This window comes from Pseudomonas sp. SJZ078, from assembly GCF_007828255.1.
Classification (GTDB): domain Bacteria; phylum Pseudomonadota; class Gammaproteobacteria; order Pseudomonadales; family Pseudomonadaceae; genus Aquipseudomonas.
Genome location: NZ_VIUG01000005.1, coordinates 188,661 through 206,598, shown reverse-complemented (window position 1 = coordinate 206,598; position 17,938 = coordinate 188,661). Strand labels below are relative to the sequence as shown.

The window sequence follows — 17,938 nt, the reverse complement described above, 5'->3', positions numbered from 1 at the left end:
TACAGAGAATGGAGCATGCCCGAATGCCGGAGCAGATTCTGTCGATAAGGGCGGTGCAAATGACTGATTGGCATTAGGGCGCGGGGTGTATGGCGGTACAGTCTGGCAGATTCCATGGGCCTGCAGCGCCTGACGGATTCTGCCGTTTTGTGGGGTTAAAACAGTCGATCCGTATTTCTCAGCGGCCAAGTTCGGCTTAGAGCATTGCGTCGAAAGCTTAACCTAAGGCACATCGCAGCCTCCTCCTGGTTGCCCGGCTCACTATGGAGATGTCATGAACAGCAAATGCGAAGAAACCCCTTATCTGCTCCAGCAGCGTGATCAGTTCGTGCCGCGCGGTCTGGTCACTGCCCACCCGCTGGTTATCGATCGGGCCCAAGGGGCAGAAGTGTGGGACGTGGGTGGCAAGCGTTACCTGGACTTCGTCGGCGGTATCGGTGTGATGAACATCGGCCACAACCATCCGAAAGTGCTGGCGGCAGTGCAGGCGCAGATGCAAAAGGTAACCCATGCCTGCTTCCAGGTGGTTGCCTACCGGCCCTACCTCGACCTGGTGCAGCGTTTGTGCGGGTTGGTCGCAGGTTCCAGTGGCATTGCGCATAAGGCAGTGCTGTTCACCTCGGGTGCCGAGGCGGTTGAAAACGCCGTGAAGATCGCCCGCGCCCATACCCAACGCCCTGCAGTTATTTCTTTCCGTGGCGGTTTCCATGGTCGGACCTTGCTTGGTACGACCCTGACGGGCATGAGCCAGCCCTATAAGCAGAACTTCGGTATGGCACCGGAAGTCTTCCATACACCTTATCCGAATGCTTATCGCGGTTTCACCAGTGAGATGGCACTGCAGGCGCTGAACGAGCTGTTCGCTACTCAGGTTTCTCCGGACCGTGTAGCTGCGATCATCATTGAACCGGTCCAGGGCGACGGCGGATTCCTTAGCGCACCGGTCGAGTTTCTCCGGGCGCTGCGCACGCTCACCGAACAACATGGCATCGTGTTGATTGCCGATGAAGTGCAGACCGGCTTCGGCCGTACAGGCAAATGGTTCGGGTTCCAGCACGCCGGTATTCAGCCGGACCTGGTCACCGTGGCCAAGAGCCTGGCCGCTGGCATGCCGATTTCTGGCGTGGTGGGTCGTGCAGAAATCATGGATGCACCAGCGCCCGGCGGTCTGGGCGGTACCTACGGCGGCAACGCGCTGGCTTGCGCGGCGGCGTTGGCGGTGATCGATACCTACGAGCAGGAACAATTGCTGGCACGCGGCGTGAAGCTGGGCGAGCGTCTGCGTCAGGGGCTGGTTCGCCTGCAGACGCGCTTTCCTCAGATCGGCGATGTACGCGGCAGCGGCTTCATGCTTGCGATCGAACTGGTCAAGGACGATGCGGCTCGCAGTCCGGATCCAGAGTTGAATCAACAAGTGATCGATGAGGCTCGCAACGGCGGTCTGCTGGTGATCAAGTGTGGCGTGTACCGCAACGTATTGCGTTTCCTCGCGCCTCTGGTGACTGAAGAGGCGCAGGTCGACGAAGCGTTGGATATTCTCGAAAAGGCGTTGTCACGGGTTTTGAGCTGACGCCTTGGTCTCGGTCGGCACATTGAAATAAATGCCGACCGAGCACCCTGACGAGTATCTATTTTTGAAATGCCAACATGGGAGGCATTCAGGCCATGGAACTGACGGACTATCGTGCACTGCTGATCGATTGCGATGAGGTCCTGTTCGATCGGAACTCTGGCATCTGGACGGCATTGCAACCGCTGCTCGAGAATTATCCAGATACACTGAGTAGAGAACAGGTCTTGGCTGAATATGACCAGGTGATGCGTGAGCTCTATCCTCGCTTCTCCGAACTGGGCTTCAGTGGTCTGCTGTGTTTTGCACATCGCCAATTGGCCGAGCGTCTGGGACTCAAGGCCAGTTGGGAGGAGGGCATGACGTTCGCCCGTTCGGTTTGCGAATGGTCCCTGTACGAGGACGCCCCTGGCGCGATGCTGTACCTGCGCAAATTTTATCGGCTGCTGGTTTACGGGGACCGTGACAGCGCAGATCGCGAGGCATTCTGTGAGCGTCTGGGAATCGCGTCGGAAGATTTTCTGTCACCGACCAGCAAGCCATTGGAGGATCGCGACTGGCTATTGAGAAACGACCTGGAACCCAAGGATATTCTGCTGGTGTGCGGTTCGTCTGCCGACGTATCTTTGGCAAACGGTGTGTGCCTGATCCAGCGTGGTTGCAGCGAACCTGATTTATCTGGCACCGCGGATTTTTACATCAACAGCATGGCGGACCTGGTGACACAGCATCAACAATCTCTAAGGCGCTAATACTGACAGAATGATTGCATAGAACAATCACGAGGTATGCGATGGAAGGTTTAGTCAAGCTGGACCGGATTGATATCAACATCTTGGTTGAGCTGCAAAAAGATGGCCGCATTACCAATGTCAGCCTCGCCGACGCGGTAGGTCTGTCGGCAAGCCCATGTCTGCAGCGAGTCAAGCGGCTCGAGGCAGCCGGGTATATTTCGGGGTACAACGCACATCTCAATCTGGCCAAGATCACTGAGTCGGTCACCGTGTTCACGGAGATCACGCTACACGACCACAAGCGCGAGGACTTCGCCAAGTTCGAGTCCAATATTCGCCTGGTCGATGAGGTGCTCGAATGCCATTTGATCAGTGGCGGTTACGATTACCTTGCACGTTTCATGACCCGCAGTATTCCGCATTACCAGGAAGTGATGGAGGGGCTGCTGGATAAGAACATCGGTATAGCCAAATACTTCAGCTACATCGTTATCAAATCGCCGGTGCTGAAGGATGGCGTGCCGCTGCGCAAGTTGCTGCATCGCTGATTACCGGCTCCATACCTTTGCAACGCAAAAAAAGCCCTTCCTGAGAAGGGCCTTGCGTGGCGAGTGCGCCGCTCTTATTCCTTGAGGAAGGTCAGCAGATCCTGGTTCAGGCGATCCTTGTGCGTCTCGGTCAAGCCGTGCGGCGCGCCAGGGTAGACGATCAGTCGGGCGCCCTTGATCAATGCCGCCGAAGCCTTGCCCGACGCGTCTATCGGCACGATCTGGTCGGCGTCGCCATGGATCACCAGCGTCGGCACGTCGAATTTCTTCAGATCATCGCGAAAATCGGTAGCCGAGAACGCCGCGATCGAGTCATAGGTATTCTTGGCGCCACCCTGCATGCCCTGGGCCCAGAACGACTGAATCAGGCCCTGGGACGGCTTGGCGCCCTTGCGGTTGTAGCCGTAGAAGGGGCCGGAGGCGATGTCCAGGTAAAGCTGCGAGCGGTTTTCCAGGGACGCCTTGCGCAGGCCGTCGAACACCGCCAGCGGCAGGCCGCCGGGGTTGGTGTCGGTCTTGAGCATCAGTGGCGGAACAGAGGACACCAGTACTGCTTTCTTGACGCGGGCAGTCCCGTGGCGACCGATATAGCGAGCCACTTCACCGCCCCCTGTCGAGAAGCCCACCAGGGTCACATCCTTCAGGTCCAGCGCTTCAATGACCGCTGCCAGGTCGTCGGCATAGTGATCCATGTCGTTGCCTTCCCACGGCTGGCTGGAGCGCCCGTGGCCGCGACGGTCATGGGCGACAACCCGATAACCTTTCGACGCGAGGAACATCATCTGCGCCTCCCAGCTGTCGGAGTCCAGCGGCCAGCCGTGGCTGAAGGTGACGACCTGACCGTCGCGCGGGCCCCAATCCTTGTAGTACAGCTGGACGCCGTCCTTGGTGGTGATGTAGCTGGCGGACTGGATGACGCTGCCGACGGCAGAGGTGGTGGCAGGGGCGCTGGGTTGTGCCGGCGCGGCTTGCGCGCCGACGGTCGCGAGTGCCAAGGTAGCGATGGCCAGGGTGCGGTTGAACGTGTTCATTGGGCTCTCTCCATAAGGGCTGGGTGATTGTCGCGACCGCTGTCGATCGCGTTGGTGGGCAGATTAGAGAGGTCGGGCAATGACGAGAACGGCGCTGGTATCGATAGCGACTATAGGAATTACAGATACTTGCGAGGTTTTGGTTATGGAAGCTTGCTCACGATGAGGTCGAAGGTGAATCGCCTGCTCATCCAGCACAACAGTGTTTGGGGTCTATGCTTACCTTGTCCCTCCGGTCAGCCCGCCCATGGAACGCCAACAGTCCTCCAGGAGTACACGTGAAGCCTTTGACCCCCGCCACGGCGTTGCTCTGTCTATTGCTCGGCACGGGTGTGGTCAGGGCCGAGGAATATCAGGTGGTCACTGAGGAGTGGGCCCCTTACAACTATCAGGAGAACCGTCAACTCACCGGCATGACCACGGAAATCGTCCGGGCCATCATGGCGCTGACCGGGGATGAGTTCGAGGTGCTGTTGCAGCCCAGTATGCGTGCCACCCAGGTCTTGAAGAACCGGCCCAAGACGATCATGTATTCGCTGTTCCGCACGCCGGAGCGTGAGCCGTTGTACAAGTGGGTCGGACCGATCGTGGAGGAAGCCATCTATCCTTATCAACTGGCGCGTACACCGCCGGTGAATTCCCTGGAACAACTGCTGGGCGCCCCGCAGATCACCACGCGGCACGCCGGGCTGGTGCCTGAGAAGCTGCAGTCGCTGGGCTTCAAGAACCTCGACAAAAGTGCCACGGAGAGCAAGTTGCTCTACCGCATGCTGCTGGCGGGGCGCACCGACATCATCGTGGGGGACACCGACGCAGGGGTGGCGTATTACAGCCGCCAGTTGAACATCGCCCCCGGCACGCTCCGCAAGATACCCATCGAGTTGTACCGCTCATCGCTGTACATCGCGTTCAGTCCAGACAGCGAGGATGAACGAGTCGCCGCGTGGGCCAATGCCTTGGAACAGCTACGCCAATCTGGCGAGTTGAAGCGTATCCAGCATCGTTACGAGCAGCCCCCGGCGCAATGACCGGTCAACCGAAAGAAGGCTGCTGCATTGATCACAGATTTTCATGTCGTCGATTCGAGGCTCAGAATTTGTAGACGATACCCAGCCTACCCATGATTTCCAACGCATTGGCCAGGCCCAAGCCGTTCATGGGCAAGCAGGCGAAGCTCTGGTGTTCATCGAAATGAGTGCCGATGGCTAATAGTTTCAGGTCATGGGGATCCAGTTGTGCGTTGAAATACTGGAGCAGCGCCCGTTCCCAATCGTCGGCGCCGTTGACAGTATCGATGGCTTTACGGTCGGGCATAGCGATCTCGATGTTCAACTGCCGTAACGGGCCAAGGCTATTGACGGCGCAGACCCCATGGGACGACCACTCTTTCCATTCGAACCCGGCCAGTTGATTGGCCTGGGCAAGCGCTGTTTCGAGCTGAGTCCACGCCCAGTCCCACTGTGCCGTTGGCGGCGCAATGCCCTGGATGAGCGCCTGTGCGCGATCCTCGTCGAACAGGCAATCGAACAGATCGGCCAAGGTATCGACCTGATCGAGCTGTGGCCCCGGACCTTGGGTGTCCAGGTCCCGGCTCAGACGCTGCCACAGATTGCCCAGTTCCTCCCAGTCTTGCTCATCCATGTCATCCGCGATCACCTTTGCCTTATCGCCGCGCTGGTAGTTGTCCAGTCGTGTCTTGAGGACACGTATCGCGCCGTCGACGAGATCGACCTCGTAGCTGCGGTAGTCCAGGTAGTTGGTCTGGAAAACGATGCGATCGGGAAATATCTCTTGGACGAGATCTTCTTCAGCGTCGAAATACGCCGCACCGTCGAGTGCGCCATGGGCGGCAATGATGCGTTGGAACGGCAGGGTGTCGATTGGGTTCATGTGGGTCCGATCATAGGGGATTGTGGCGTTCACGGCTTGAGGTCTGTCATTATCCTGGGCGCCAGGATTTGAGCAGAAGCGTATGAATCGTCAGAAAAAAATCAAGCAGCTACTGAAGGCCCACGCCAAAAAGGCGAGTGCCAAGTTGGCGCCGAAAAACAAACCCAAGTACATCAGTAAAGCAGACCGATTGAAACTGGCTGCTGAATCCAGTGAAGAACCAGCCACTATCCCTGAAAGTTGGTGAGTAGGTCACAAAACCTGTGGGAGCGGGCTTGCTCGCGAAGGCGCCGGGTCAGTTGATGAAGAGATTGGCTGATCCATCGCTTTCGCGAGCAAGCCCGCTCCCACAGTTGTTTTTGGGGCTCCTCGGGATTTATGTTCGCCACGATTCCCTGTGGAGCGAGCCTGCTCGCGATAGCGGCCGGTCAGCCGCCGCCGGTGCTTCTGGAAATGCTCCTTTCATATAAAAAACTTGCTCGGCGTCTTGCCAAACTGCTTCCTGAACATGTTCGTGAACGCGCTCGGGCTGTCGTACCCCAGCGCTAGCGCAACATCGATGATCTTTTCTCCCACCGCCATTCGCTCCACCGCTTGCAGCAGGCGCACCTGCTGTCTCCACTGCCCGAAGGTAATCCCGGTTTCCTTGCGAAACAGCCGCTGGATCGTCTTCCCATCAAGGCCGAGGCGGGCGCTCCAATCCGACAGTGTCGAGCCATCGGCAGGATCGCCTTGCAGCGTGACGCAGATCTTTTTGATCCGCGGGTCCGTGGGTTGCGGAAGGTGCAGCGGCAGGGTGGGGAGCAGGGCGAGCTCATCGAGAATCAACTCCATCACCCTGGCTGCGCGGGTGTTCGGGGCGTGGGGAAGCGGAAGGTGCACTGCGACCTTGATCAGTTCACTCAATAGGGCGGAAATGCTGACGGCTTTCGTTTCGGTCGGAAGGTCCGCCACTGCGTCAGGCCGGACAAATATGCTGCGCATTTTGACGTGGCCCACGCACCGCACGGAATGTCTCTGCCCGCATGGCATCCACAGCCCCCGGTTCGACGGGACGGTCCACTGGCTGGACGCCGTGTGTACGACCATCACGCCTTCGACGGCGTAGATCAATTGGTGCTTTTCATGGGCGTGCGGGGGGATGAACCAGTCCGCAGGGTAATCGGTTGCCCGCCCGATCATGGTCCAGGCACCTTCGTCGATTTCGAGCAACGCTTCATTCAAGGGTTTGATCATGATGTCCTTTTTGCGACGGTTGATTCCCTTGTCCAGTGAGACAGACATTTGCGTGGATTCTAGGATGACGACCAGCCTGTCAGAAAGTGCTGTCATCTTCTGCCCAGGTTTTTTTTCAGACCTATCGCCTGGAAGCTTTTGTCATGTCCACCACCGCCACAGTCTCGACCACTGCCTCAGTCGTCAACCAAACGAGCCCGCTTGTCATGCGGATCATTGGTGCCTGCGCACTCGCGCATTTGATCAATGACCTCATTCAGGCTGTACTGCCTTCCATCTACCCGATGCTGAAGGCCAACTATGGGCTGAGTTTTGCCCAGGTGGGACTGATCACGCTCACCTTTCAGCTAACCGCCTCCCTGTTGCAGCCCTGGGTGGGTTATCACACCGACCGTCACCCCAAGCCCTGGCTGCTGCCTGCCGGCATGGTTTGCACCCTCATCGGCATCATGATGCTGGCGTTCGTTGGCAGCTTTGGCGCGATCCTTCTGGCCTCCGCGCTGGTGGGCATCGGCTCGTCGACCTTCCATCCAGAGACCTCGCGTGTGGCCCGGCTCGCTTCAGGCGGTCGCTATGGCCTGGCGCAATCGACCTTCCAGGTCGGCGGTAATGCGGGCAGCGCCTTCGGTCCGTTGCTGGCCGCGGCCATCGTGATTCCGTTTGGTCAAGGCCATGTTGCCTGGTTCGGCCTGTTTGCGGTCTTCGCCATTTTCGTGCAGTACGGCTTGAGCCGTTGGTACCGTAACCACCTCAACCTGTTCAAGTTGAAACAGGGCGGCAAGGCAACCCATGGTCTGTCCAAGGCGCGGGTGACCGCCGCACTGGTGGTCCTGGCATTGCTGGTGTTCTCCAAGTATTTCTACATGGCGAGTTTCACCAGCTACTTCACGTTCTACCTGATCGAGAAATTCCACCTGTCGGTGACCAGCTCTCAGGTGTACCTGTTCCTGTTCCTGGGAGCGGTGGCCGCCGGCACGTTCTTCGGTGGCCCCATCGGCGACAAGATTGGCCGCAAGAAGGTCATCTGGTTCTCGATCCTGGGCGTGGCACCGTTCACCCTGGCGCTGCCTTATGTGGATCTGTTCTGGACCGGCGTGCTGAGCATGATCATCGGCTTCATCCTCGCCTCGGCGTTCTCCGCCATCGTCGTCTTTGCCCAGGAACTGGTGCCGGGCAATGTCGGCATGATTGCCGGCGTATTCTTCGGCCTGATGTTTGGTTTCGGCGGCATCGGCGCGGCGTTGCTGGGATATCTCGCGGACATCCACGGCATCGAATACGTCTACACGCTGTGTTCCTACCTGCCGTTGCTGGGTGTGTTGACGATTCTGCTGCCTTCGACCAAGGGCGTTTAAAAGCGTTATCCCTCGGTGGGAGCGAGCGGTATGTCAGTCGCTGGAAGGCTGAATGTGCCGCTGTCATCGCGAGCAGCCTCGCTCCCACATTTTTGCAAGGTGACTACCGGCTGCTGTAGAGAAGGGAGCTGCCTATCCATCCCGGAGTCATCGTTCCGGTTCGGCCGCATCCGCCGTTCCCGAGGGCGCGATCATTCCAAGAATTGCATCACGGCACACAGCAAGAATTTCATCGGCCAGCGGCGAGTCATCCGGGCAGGCGCGGGACATGACCACAGCGCCAAGGGCATGCGCCATCAGGGCAAGATGCTTTGCCCGGACATGCGCAGCGTCTGGGTTGCCCGCTTCGCTCCCGCTTTCGCACAACGCCGTGAGCTGGGCTTCAATGCCGGCAGCAAACGTGGCGCGAACCCCTTCTTCTTTGCGCGCGGCATCACCGCACAAGGCTACCAGTGTGCACCCTGTGGCGCGATGATCGCGGTGATCGCGCGCCAGATAGGTCTTCACGAAATCTTCAGTCGAGGCGCCAACCAATAGCGCGGCAGACTGTTCAATGCCGCACGCCGACGACTCCGCCATCAGATCGGCTTTGGAGTTGAAGTGTTTGTAGAACCCTCCCTGGGTAAAACCGGCAGCGGCCATTAAATCCGCTATACCTACGCCGTCATAGCCGCGCTCTCGAAAGAGAGCCGACGCTGTTTCCACGATGTGCGCACGATTTTCCTGCGCCTGTTTTTTCGAGACTTTCATGGCCTATCCACGGGGGTTTCATCTATGACGTCAGCATGCATTGATGTCGACTGACATCAAAATGTTGACTTTTTAGAGTTCGGTCGCAATCATTATCTGCGCTTCCATCAAAATCTGAAAGCAAATCTGAGCTGCGATACGCCATAGCCCCTACCATCCAACCTATCGGAATCAATATGAAAGCACTCACCTTCAAACGCTATGGCAAGTCGTCGGACGTCGGGTTTGAGCAGGTTTCTCGCCCAGCCATCAAGCCTGACGAATTGTTGGTCGAGGTTCACGCTGCCGGGTTGAACCCGATCGACAACATGATTCTCACGGGCATGTTCAAACCCGTTTTGAAGTTCCAGCTACCCGCCACGATAGGCAGCGATCTCGCTGGCGTAGTCAGGGAGGTTGGAAGCGCTGTGACTCGCTTCAAGGTCGGTGACGCCATTTTTGCCAGTGTGTTTGATCTTGGCATCGGTTCACTCGCCGAGTATGTCGCCGTACCGGAGCATGTTGCCGCGCTCAAGCCAGACAACCTGGACTTCGTGCAGGCTGCTTCTATTCCGATGGTGGGGCTTACCGCCTGGCAAGCGTTGAAAGGGCGTGCACACCTTGAATCCGATCAGAAAGTGTTCATACCGGCGGGCTCAGGGGGTATCGGGACGTTCGCGATCCAACTGGCAAAGTACCTGGGCGCCAAGGTAGCCACGACCACCAGCACCGCCAATACCGAGTGGGTTGGCAACTTGGGTGCAGACGAAGTGATCGACTATAAGAACCAGAATTTCGAACAGGTACTCAAGGGATACGATGTGGTACTCGGTACAACCAGGGGGGATGCGCTTGAGAAGTCCGTTGGCATTCTCAAACCCGGAGGAAAAATTGTTTCCCTCGTCGGCCCGTTGGACAAAGCCTTCGCTCAAACTCGCCGGCTGAACTTCCTCCTTACCTTCGTATTCGGCCTGATGAGTCGCAAGATCATGGGCCTGGCAAAGAAAAACGACATTAGCTATTCATTTCTCTTCGTCCGCCCGGATGGGGCTCAATTGAATGCGCTTGGCGAGCTGATCAACGCTGGGCATATCAAGCCAGTGATTGACCAGGTCTTTCCCTTTGAGCAAGCCAAGGGGGCGCTCGACTATCTGGCTCAGGGGCGCGCGAAGGGGAAGGTTGTGGTCAGGGTCAAGTGAGGGGGGGGCGCTACCAAGCGGGCTCGGTCGCAAGTAATCAGATGATGGCCTTTTGATTTCAAACGGATCTCGCTAGAATCCGCCTCCCTCTCTGTGAGCGGCATAAGCAAATTACGCAAGGAAGTTGATATGCAATTTGGAAAAGCCATAGGCCTCGTCCTGGCTCTGAGCCTCACTGGCTGCGCCAGCTTCACCAAAGATGAAGTCGCCCCCGTGAACCTGCCGTCGATGGCCAGCTACTCGAACAAGCCTAACGTCTATGTCGACTTCGATTTCTATCAGGGCGAACCCGACAACGCCAAGGCCACCGAAATGCCGCAAGCCCGGGACATGCTCAAGCCCGAGCTGAAACGAACCTTCGATGAATCAGGGCTGTTTGGGCGCGTGGTCTTCGATGAGTTCCAGAAGCAACCCGGCGACTATAGCCTGCGCCTGAAGGTCTACAACCACGCGCCAGGCGGTGGGCAAATGGCTCTGGCGTTCCTCAGTGGCTTCACCTTCACGATCATTCCTGCGCTGGCAACCGACCAGTACACCATGAGCCTGGAAACCGTGGACGAGCGCGGTCAATCGTTGGCCAAGACCAGCAACCACGATGCGATCAACACCTGGATCGGTATCTGGTTCCTGCCATTGGCAGGCAACACGCCCAAGGCGGCCGTTACCGACACCTTCAACCGCCAGGTCAATGCGCTGTTGAAGAACTGGGTCGACAACAACCGCATGAAATACTCCGCTGTCGACACCCACATTCCGCGGGGCTGACAACCGAAAAAAAGAGCCGCGATTGCGGCTCTTTTTTTATGCTTACTTCAACGCTTGAGTGAACTGCGGGTCGCTGTACAAGTTCTTGAGCAGGTCCTGCACCATCGGGTTGTAGTTGTTCGCCGCCGCCGGGATGGCGATCGGCCCGAAGAAGCTACTGTCCCATTCGCGTTGCACGTCCTTGGTGGTTTCGTAGAGAACCTGGTCACCCTTGCGCAACGTGAAGCGCGCAGACAGCTCGCCATGACCGCTGCCCATGCCGGCAGTGAGCTGGTTCTTGACCAATTGAACCTGCAATTGACGGTCAGCACGTGGGTCCAACAGACCCGCCTGGCGCAGCTCATCGTTGATCGCCGCCTGAATGTGCAATGGAACGCTGCCTGCGGGCGAAGAGATCGGATTCATCCGCACCATCAGCGATCCTTGGCCGGAATCGGCATTCACCTGGGCTTCACGCAGAGGCTGCATCGGCTCGTGTTGCTTGAGCTGCTGAACGTTCTGGAAGCTGGGTTCATAGCGGGCCATGGTCACGCCGCAGCCTTGGAGCAACAGTGCGCAAAATGGTAGAGCCAGGTAGAGCTTCTTCACAGCAAATCCTTATGTGCTTTTTTGGGGAGGGGGATTATCGGTGGATGGCATTTAGCTATCAAGGGATGGAAGTGCTGGTACTCTGAAAAAAAATTGCGCTGCCTGCTGCTCTCGCATATGCGGTCTCTCGTGAAAGGGGCGCAGGTTAGGGGCTGTCAAGTTAACCGGCAAGTTTGGAGAAGAGCAGGCTGGTGGCCCGGATCGGCCGGGGCCGCATTTAGCGAAAAGGAAACTGGTTGCATCGATAGCAGGGTCGAGGATCGCCCAAGAACCTCCTTTCGTCTCGTAAAGTGGCAACCAGGTTGACCCGTGTCTATTGTTTCGGGCGACAAATAGCCAACGGAGGCATGGACATGGGCCAGAGCATTTCGCCCGCCGCTTCAGCTGTGCGGAACACAGGCATGGTGGTCACGCCCTTATGGGGCTCGGACAAAATCGGCGGTATCACGGTCGATCCGGATGGTGCTATCTGGCTTGGCGCTTATAGTCGCCTGGGGCTGGGAGGCGAAGAGGATTCGGGCTTCACCGGCAGCCTGGTCCGGTTCAATGCCGACGGTAGCCTGGACCGCAACTACAGTGGAGACGGTAAATCCCTCCTGCCTGTTTCGCTCGATATCGAGGACGGCGGTAATGCCGCGGTGCAACCGGGAGGGGGCTACCTGGTGGCGCAATACGTGAAAGTAGGCGACGCTTGGATGTCAGGCGTCAGTCGTACCTTGGCTGACGGCAGCCTCGATACGGGGTTCGGGAACGGCGGTACCGCGACAGTGCCTTTCTACTGGAATGATTTTCTAGGCCAGCAAGCGTCATTTTCGGTACAACGCGACGGCAGCTTTTTCGCAAGCGCTGGGTATCCCTCCGGGGAGATCCATATCGCCCGCTTCGACGCGACGGGGACCTTGGTCTCGTCTTTCGCCAAGGGTGGGGTCCTGGACCTGGCGGCGTCCGTCGGCATTCACCCCGCCAGTATGATCGACGTTTCGCTGCAGGCAGACGGAAAGGTATTGGTCACGGGGCGGGATACCCTGACTCGCGTCAACCAGGACGGTACTCTGGATAGCAGCTTTGCGGACGGCGGCAGCCTGGCCCTGGATGTCCATGCAAACGCCCTCGTCATCCAGGACGACGGCAAAATCCTTCTGGCGGGTGCCTCGGGCGGCGTGGCGACCGTGATCCGGCTCAACGTCGACGGCTCGCTCGACACCGATTTCGGTCATCAGGGGCAGGTCAGTTGGGGTTCGCAAAGCGCTCCTTTCGCAGTCGCCGACATGATCGTGCTGGCCAACGGCAAGCTGTTGATTGGTGGAAGCCAAGGAACGAGCGCGGACGGCTATCTGGCCGCCTTGGTTCAGTTGAACGCTGACGGCAGCCTGGACCACAGCTTCGGCAATCCCGACGACGGCTATCACCACCTTGATGGTGGCGGCGATGATGATTTCTTGCTGGGTACCGCCTCGTTCGACGATGCGATTTCGGGCGGTGCCGGTAACGATCTGCTCGATGGTCAGCAAGGTCGTGACCTGCTGACCGGCGGTGCCGGGACCGATACGTTCCGTTACCAGTCAGTCACGGACAGTTACCGAACCGCAACGGCGGCCCATAGCGACCGAATTACCGACTTCGATCCCAGCACCGATACCGTCGAGCTCTTCTCCCTGGGCTTCCTCGGGCTGGGCGATGGACATGATGGAACGCTGGCGATTCGAGTCAATGAAAGCGGGACGCGGACCTACCTCAAAAGTTTCGATGCCAACGCAAATGGGGAACGCTTCGAACTGGTTTTCGACGGTGATTTGAGCCAAACGCTGAATGAAACCAACCTTCTGTTTCAGCGAGCCAGCTTGATGGGTACCGTAGGGGCCGATCGCTTACAAGGCAACGCTCGAGGCGAAATCATCGAAGGGTTGGCGGGCGATGATCGCCTTCATGGCGCGCTGGGGAATGACATATTGGTTGGCGGGGAGGGCCGGGACCTGTTGGTGGGGGGCGGCAACAACGATGTGTTCCGCTTCGACGCATTGAGCGACAGCTACCGTACCGCGACCGAGAACCACACTGATCGGCTGATTGACTACACCGTGGGTGAAGACAGGATCGATGTGTCCGCCTTGGGCATTACGCAGTTGGGAAATGGTTACAACGGCACCTTGGACGTGGTGTTCAGTGAAACCAAGAACCTGACGTACTTGAAGAACTATGAAACCGACGCCCATGGGGCTCGATTCGAGTTGAGCCTGGTAGGGGACCACTCCGGTTACCGGAGCCTGGACATCATCTTCGCCGAGCCGTCGGGAGATGAGGTTTTTCAATTGCTCGGAGTGGCTGACCTCTGGGTGTAGTCGCCTTTTCGCCTTTCGCTTTGTGTCCGGTTTTGTAAGGGAGGCAAGTCCACTTTCATTTTCATGGAAGAACGACTCCTTGTAGATCGAGAAGTGGGATCAGGTCTTGCCTACCGGTACAGACTTCGAGCCACTACTGATCGTGTGACTCGCAGCCCTTCAGACGCTGAACCGCCGCAGAATCACTTCCAGTCCGTTGGACATTGCCTTGAGTTCCTGGGTCGTTCGCACGATCCCTCCCTGGGCGGCGGCGTTCTCTTCGACACTTTGCGCCATTTTTTCGACGTTGCGCGCGACCTGCTCACTGGCTGCGCGCTGTTCCTGCAACGACAACGAAATGAAACTGACGGCCGCAAGGGATTCGTCCAGCGCGCTCTTGATCCTGCTCATGGACTCGCCTGCGCTTTCGACCAGTTTCTGACCATGGATCACGCGCTCGGAGCCTGCGGCCATGCTCTCTTTGGCTTTGTGCATGCCGTTTTGAATCGTGCTGACCAACGTGACGATTTCTGTGGTGGATTGAGCCGTGCGGGCGGCCAGGCCGCGAACTTCATCTGCTACCACCGCAAAACCACGGCCTTGTTCGCCGGCTCGTGCCGCTTCGATGGCGGCATTCAACGCAAGAAGATTGGTCTGTTCAGCGATACCCCGGATCACACCGACAATCAGGCTGATGTCGTTCGACTGAATAGCCAACTGATCGATATCGGATGAGCTTTGCGCAACCAGATTGGCAATGTGTCCCATCTCCTGGATGGACTCGTGCATCACCGCCATGCCGTCATCGGTAATTTGTCCCGCTTTTTGTGTGGTGCTCTGGGCCTGTTTTGCGTTGTCGGCAATATGGGTGATGCTCACGGAAAGCTGCTCTACCGTGGCGGCCATGGACGAGGCTGTCTCGCTTTGCAGGGCGGCGCTGCTCATTCCCTGTTCGGAAGACGCCGACAATTGCAGGGTGGTACCCTCGATCTGCTCGGAAGCGTGGCCGATCTTACCGATCATTTCGCGCAGGCTATGGCGCATAGCCTGAACGGAGTGCAGAACCCCGGTCGACGGCTGTCGTTGATCCAGCTGTGTACCGGCCAGTTTTCCTTGGGCGATGTTCGAGCTGATGGCGGCGAGTTCTGTGGGTTCAGCACCGAGTTGGCGGCTCAGCAGCCTGGAAAAGTACAACCCGTAAGCTGCACCGGTGGCCAGCGCCAAGAGCAGAATCAACAGGCTGAGTTTGAGGTAAAAGGTGTAGGCGATCTGCTGCTGATCGAACTGGCTTTTGGCTTCGACCAGTTGCACTTCGATCAGCTCGGAGAATTTGGCTGACAAGGGGTCAATCAGTGGATACAACTGATCGGTCGCAAAGCGTGCGATACCTGCATCGTCGTTCTGACGCAACATGCCCTGCAAGTTTTGCAATGGCCCGCGAGAGGCTTCCATCAGCGGCTCGATTTGTGCGATCAGATGCGTTTCCGCCGGGATCAGTTGCGTCGATCTATAGGCTTGCCATGTTTGATCGATTTCCCGCTGGGCTTGCTCTATACGGGTCAGCGATTCGGCTTTGGTAAAGGTGCCGTTCCGCGTCTTGTGGGTGGCGTCAACGATGTCCACGGCGTACAGGTCAGCAATTCTCTTCAAGTCCCTCAGGGGTACGACTCGATCGAGATAGACTGTCTCCAGGCTGCGTACAGCGGATTGCATGCCAAAGAGTCCGAGGCCGCCGACACACAACAAACCAAACAGTAACGAGCCAGTGAGCAATAGGAGATGGGTCCTGATTTTCCAGTTTTGCATATTCCATTATTCCTGATCACCTGGATCGGGTTTCTGATCGAAAGGGCAGAGCCAGGTGTTGCATGCCCAATGAAGGCAGAATGATATCGTGTTCTGTGTGATCTAAAGTGAAGGAACGGCGACCCCGCCTTGCCTGATTACGCCGGCTGTCACTTATGCGGCAGCAACTCGTCATTCTGACCCGATCTTGATCGATCAAAAGTAGTCCTTCGAAAAGTCTGGAAAATTAGAGGTAATTTGCGGCGATACCGCATTCCTGAGAGGAATACCTCCATAAAAAACATGAATTTTATTTAAATCGCTGGATCTTTTAACGTGCTCCATCCTGCATATGGAGATGTCGCTATGAATGACCCAAGACTGCGCCTTTACGTTGACGCTCAGTTCACCAGCCCTTACGCGCTGTCATGTTTTGTGACATTGCGAGAAAAGGGAATAGAGTTCGAAATGAATACTTTGAACTTGGACGCACTGGAGAATCAGACAGACGACTACGCCCGTCTTTCGCTGACGCAAAGAGTGCCCACCCTCATACACGGCGACTTTGCGCTGTCGGAATCATCGGCAATCACTGAATACCTGGAAGATGTGTTCCCCCAGACGCCTGTGTACCCACGGCTCCCACAGAAGCGCGCCGTGGCGAGGCAAATTCAAGCGTGGCTACGCAGTGATCTGCTCCCCATCCGCCAGGAGCGCTCTACTCTCGTTGTGTTCTATGGCCACAAATACGGCCCTTTGTCAGCGTCGGCTGAGTCTGCCAGGCAAAAGTTGGTTGATGCCGCTCAACGGCTGCTTTCCGATAGTCCGGACTACCTTTTTGGTCAATGGTCTATCGCCGATGTTGATCTCGCATTAATGCTGAATCGGTTGATACTCAATGGAGATACTGTACCCGCTCAACTGGAAGACTATGCTCATCGCCAATGGCAGCGCCCAACAGTGCAAGAGTGGATCAAGCTGCAACGACCTCGTATATAGCGGTTGCTAAATGGCCGATTGCTACCGCCCACATGAACCATAGCCTGGGGGTGCCTGGGCATGGCGTTTCGGGGGGCGGATGGGTTCCAATTCCTGAGGGCAGTTCCAAGGCCTTAATGGGGGCCGCTTCGCAGTCCAGCGGGGATGAATCCCCTCGCCACACAAGGATACCTGCCAGCGCCATGATCAGCCCCAATCAGCTCCACCAGAATGGTTACGTCCTCCTGCACCGAGCGATCCCAAGCGAGTGGCTCGCAGGGCTGCGTAGCGTATTCGACGCGGGCGTAATACCCTCGGATCAATGGCCGACTCCCCGTGGCTGGGACTGGCGTCACTCCCTGCTGGATTGCGATCCAACGATCCGGGCGGTGTGCCGTCTGCCGCCGTTGCTGGCAGCGGTGGGCGAGCTGATCGGCGAGCGGTTCTTTCTCGCGCAGGTGGAAGGACGCGAGCCCTTGGCCGGTGGCGGTCATCAGCCGTTGCACCGCGACCTGTCGGCCCAGCGGCCAGGCGACACGGCGGTCGCCCTGGCTTTTTTCGATGACTATGGTCCCGAGAACGGTGCGACGCGTATCGTTCCCGGCAGCCATCGCCCGCCGCCGGAAACGCCGCCCTTTGACTTCGCTGACGAGTCCCATTCCGTGCAGCTTTCCGGGTGTGCCGGCGACATCCTGGTGTTTGATGCCGAGCTGGTCCATGGGGCCGGTCTGAACGTAAGTGGGGCACGACGTCGCTCGATCCTGATCGGCTATTTTTCGGAGCGGCTCTATGCGTCGCACTTGGAGACAGCGCATTTGCGCAATATCCGGATGGACACGAGCGAGCGATTCGAGCCTGCCGATTTTGTGTTTGGTGCGATGTAGCTGATCGCCTGCACACGGAAGTCGATTGCCTGTTCTCATGTCGGTACATATGTGGTCAGCCAGGCTCCTGGTCTGCTGAGACGCAATCTCACGGGCGCTGAGATCCACGTCTTCCCAGTGCAAGCCACCTGCACCGCTCGGATGTGCTGGTGTTGTCGGTACCGCTGCCAGTGCTATCAATGTGTTCCAGGCGTCTTGTTGTGCCGGGGTCAAGGGCGTGCCGTTGAGTCCGGCGTATTTGGCCTCCATTGCCAGTTCATCGAATTCCGGCAGCGCCATGCCTGCTCCGGGCGGCGATCCGACGATAGCGGTGGGCCTGCTGGCATGG

General features: G+C 57.8%; 17 protein-coding genes and 1 pseudogene. 11 read left to right on the top strand and 7 right to left on the bottom strand.

Going from position 1 to position 17,938, the window contains the following annotated elements; genetic code table 11:
• The first annotated feature begins 274 nt into the window (after positions 1 to 274).
• The 3 genes from gabT (at position 275) to FBY02_RS07630 (ending at position 2,852) form a co-directional block, all read left to right on the top strand.
• Positions 275 to 1,570 (top strand): 4-aminobutyrate--2-oxoglutarate transaminase, encoded by a 1,296-nt coding sequence (gabT, locus tag FBY02_RS07640; RefSeq protein ID WP_144925476.1) that lies wholly within the window; start codon positions 275 to 277, stop codon positions 1,568 to 1,570.
• Between the two features lie 95 nt (positions 1,571 to 1,665).
• Entirely contained in the window at positions 1,666 to 2,322 is a 657-nt protein-coding gene (locus FBY02_RS07635; protein WP_144925474.1) for an HAD family hydrolase, read from the top strand.
• Between the two features lie 41 nt (positions 2,323 to 2,363).
• A complete protein-coding gene (locus FBY02_RS07630) occupies positions 2,364 to 2,852 on the top strand; it encodes an Lrp/AsnC family transcriptional regulator (protein ID WP_144172315.1) in 489 nt (162 codons plus the stop codon).
• A gap of 74 nt (positions 2,853 to 2,926) precedes the next feature.
• On the opposite strand, the gene FBY02_RS07625 is transcribed toward FBY02_RS07630, so the two are convergent.
• Positions 2,927 to 3,883 carry an alpha/beta fold hydrolase gene (locus tag FBY02_RS07625; protein ID WP_144925471.1) on the bottom strand — a complete coding sequence of 319 codons (957 nt, stop codon included), beginning with the start codon at positions 3,881 to 3,883 and terminating at the stop codon, positions 2,927 to 2,929.
• Between the two features lie 278 nt (positions 3,884 to 4,161).
• On the opposite strand from FBY02_RS07625, the gene FBY02_RS07620 reads away from it, so the two are divergent.
• On the top strand, positions 4,162 to 4,911 hold the full coding sequence (locus FBY02_RS07620) for an ABC transporter substrate-binding protein (protein WP_256662480.1): 750 nt from the start codon (positions 4,162 to 4,164) through the stop codon (positions 4,909 to 4,911).
• Positions 4,912 to 4,972: 61 nt separating this feature from the next.
• Here FBY02_RS07620 and FBY02_RS07615 read toward each other — a convergent pair whose 3' ends face one another.
• Entirely contained in the window at positions 4,973 to 5,773 is an 801-nt protein-coding gene (locus FBY02_RS07615; protein ID WP_144925465.1) for a hypothetical protein, read from the bottom strand.
• Positions 5,774 to 5,855: 82 nt separating this feature from the next.
• Between FBY02_RS07615 and FBY02_RS07610 the strand changes: the two genes are divergently transcribed.
• A complete protein-coding gene (locus FBY02_RS07610; protein WP_144925462.1) occupies positions 5,856 to 6,020 on the top strand; it encodes a DUF2986 domain-containing protein in 165 nt (54 codons plus the stop codon).
• A gap of 215 nt (positions 6,021 to 6,235) precedes the next feature.
• On the opposite strand, the gene FBY02_RS07605 is transcribed toward FBY02_RS07610, so the two are convergent.
• Positions 6,236 to 7,057 (bottom strand): helix-turn-helix domain-containing protein, encoded by an 822-nt coding sequence (locus FBY02_RS07605; protein WP_144925459.1) that lies wholly within the window; start codon positions 7,055 to 7,057, stop codon positions 6,236 to 6,238.
• Between the two features lie 95 nt (positions 7,058 to 7,152).
• On the opposite strand from FBY02_RS07605, the gene FBY02_RS07600 reads away from it, so the two are divergent.
• Positions 7,153 to 8,364 carry an MFS transporter gene (locus FBY02_RS07600; protein ID WP_144925456.1) on the top strand — a complete coding sequence of 404 codons (1,212 nt, stop codon included), beginning with the start codon at positions 7,153 to 7,155 and terminating at the stop codon, positions 8,362 to 8,364.
• Positions 8,365 to 8,511: 147 nt separating this feature from the next.
• Here FBY02_RS07600 and FBY02_RS07595 read toward each other — a convergent pair whose 3' ends face one another.
• On the bottom strand, positions 8,512 to 9,114 hold the full coding sequence (locus tag FBY02_RS07595) for a TetR family transcriptional regulator (protein ID WP_144925453.1): 603 nt from the start codon (positions 9,112 to 9,114) through the stop codon (positions 8,512 to 8,514).
• 176 nt (positions 9,115 to 9,290) lie between these two features.
• Between FBY02_RS07595 and FBY02_RS07590 the strand changes: the two genes are divergently transcribed.
• Positions 9,291 to 10,292: an NADP-dependent oxidoreductase gene (locus FBY02_RS07590; RefSeq protein ID WP_144925450.1), complete on the top strand. Its 1,002-nt coding sequence runs from the start codon at positions 9,291 to 9,293 to the stop codon at positions 10,290 to 10,292.
• Between the two features lie 129 nt (positions 10,293 to 10,421).
• Positions 10,422 to 11,057 carry a hypothetical protein gene (locus tag FBY02_RS07585; RefSeq protein ID WP_144925447.1) on the top strand — a complete coding sequence of 212 codons (636 nt, stop codon included), beginning with the start codon at positions 10,422 to 10,424 and terminating at the stop codon, positions 11,055 to 11,057.
• Positions 11,058 to 11,099: 42 nt separating this feature from the next.
• Here the strand turns inward: FBY02_RS07585 and FBY02_RS07580 are convergent, their stop codons facing one another.
• Positions 11,100 to 11,645, bottom strand: coding sequence for a hypothetical protein (locus tag FBY02_RS07580; RefSeq protein ID WP_144925444.1), 546 nt, complete (start codon positions 11,643 to 11,645; stop codon positions 11,100 to 11,102).
• A 353-nt stretch (positions 11,646 to 11,998) separates the two neighbouring features.
• Here FBY02_RS07580 and FBY02_RS07575 point away from each other — a divergent pair, with 353 nt between their 5' ends.
• Entirely contained in the window at positions 11,999 to 13,984 is a 1,986-nt protein-coding gene (locus FBY02_RS07575) for a M10 family metallopeptidase C-terminal domain-containing protein (protein WP_144925442.1), read from the top strand.
• Positions 13,985 to 14,143: 159 nt separating this feature from the next.
• Here the strand turns inward: FBY02_RS07575 and FBY02_RS07570 are convergent, their stop codons facing one another.
• Complete coding sequence (locus FBY02_RS07570) at positions 14,144 to 15,769, bottom strand: methyl-accepting chemotaxis protein (protein ID WP_144925439.1); 1,626 nt, start codon at positions 15,767 to 15,769, stop codon at positions 14,144 to 14,146.
• 345 nt (positions 15,770 to 16,114) lie between these two features.
• On the opposite strand from FBY02_RS07570, the gene yfcF reads away from it, so the two are divergent.
• Both yfcF and FBY02_RS07560 read left to right on the top strand, forming a co-directional pair.
• Positions 16,115 to 16,747, top strand: a complete 633-nt coding sequence (yfcF, locus tag FBY02_RS07565; protein ID WP_144925437.1) for a glutathione transferase — start codon at positions 16,115 to 16,117, stop codon at positions 16,745 to 16,747.
• 182 nt (positions 16,748 to 16,929) lie between these two features.
• Entirely contained in the window at positions 16,930 to 17,610 is a 681-nt protein-coding gene (locus FBY02_RS07560) for a phytanoyl-CoA dioxygenase family protein (RefSeq protein ID WP_144925434.1), read from the top strand.
• Between the two features lie 162 nt (positions 17,611 to 17,772).
• Here FBY02_RS07560 and FBY02_RS28320 read toward each other — a convergent pair.
• A pseudogene (locus FBY02_RS28320) lies at positions 17,773 to 17,889 on the bottom strand (FMN-dependent NADH-azoreductase); the annotation flags it as partial.
• Positions 17,890 to 17,938 lie beyond the last annotated feature (49 nt).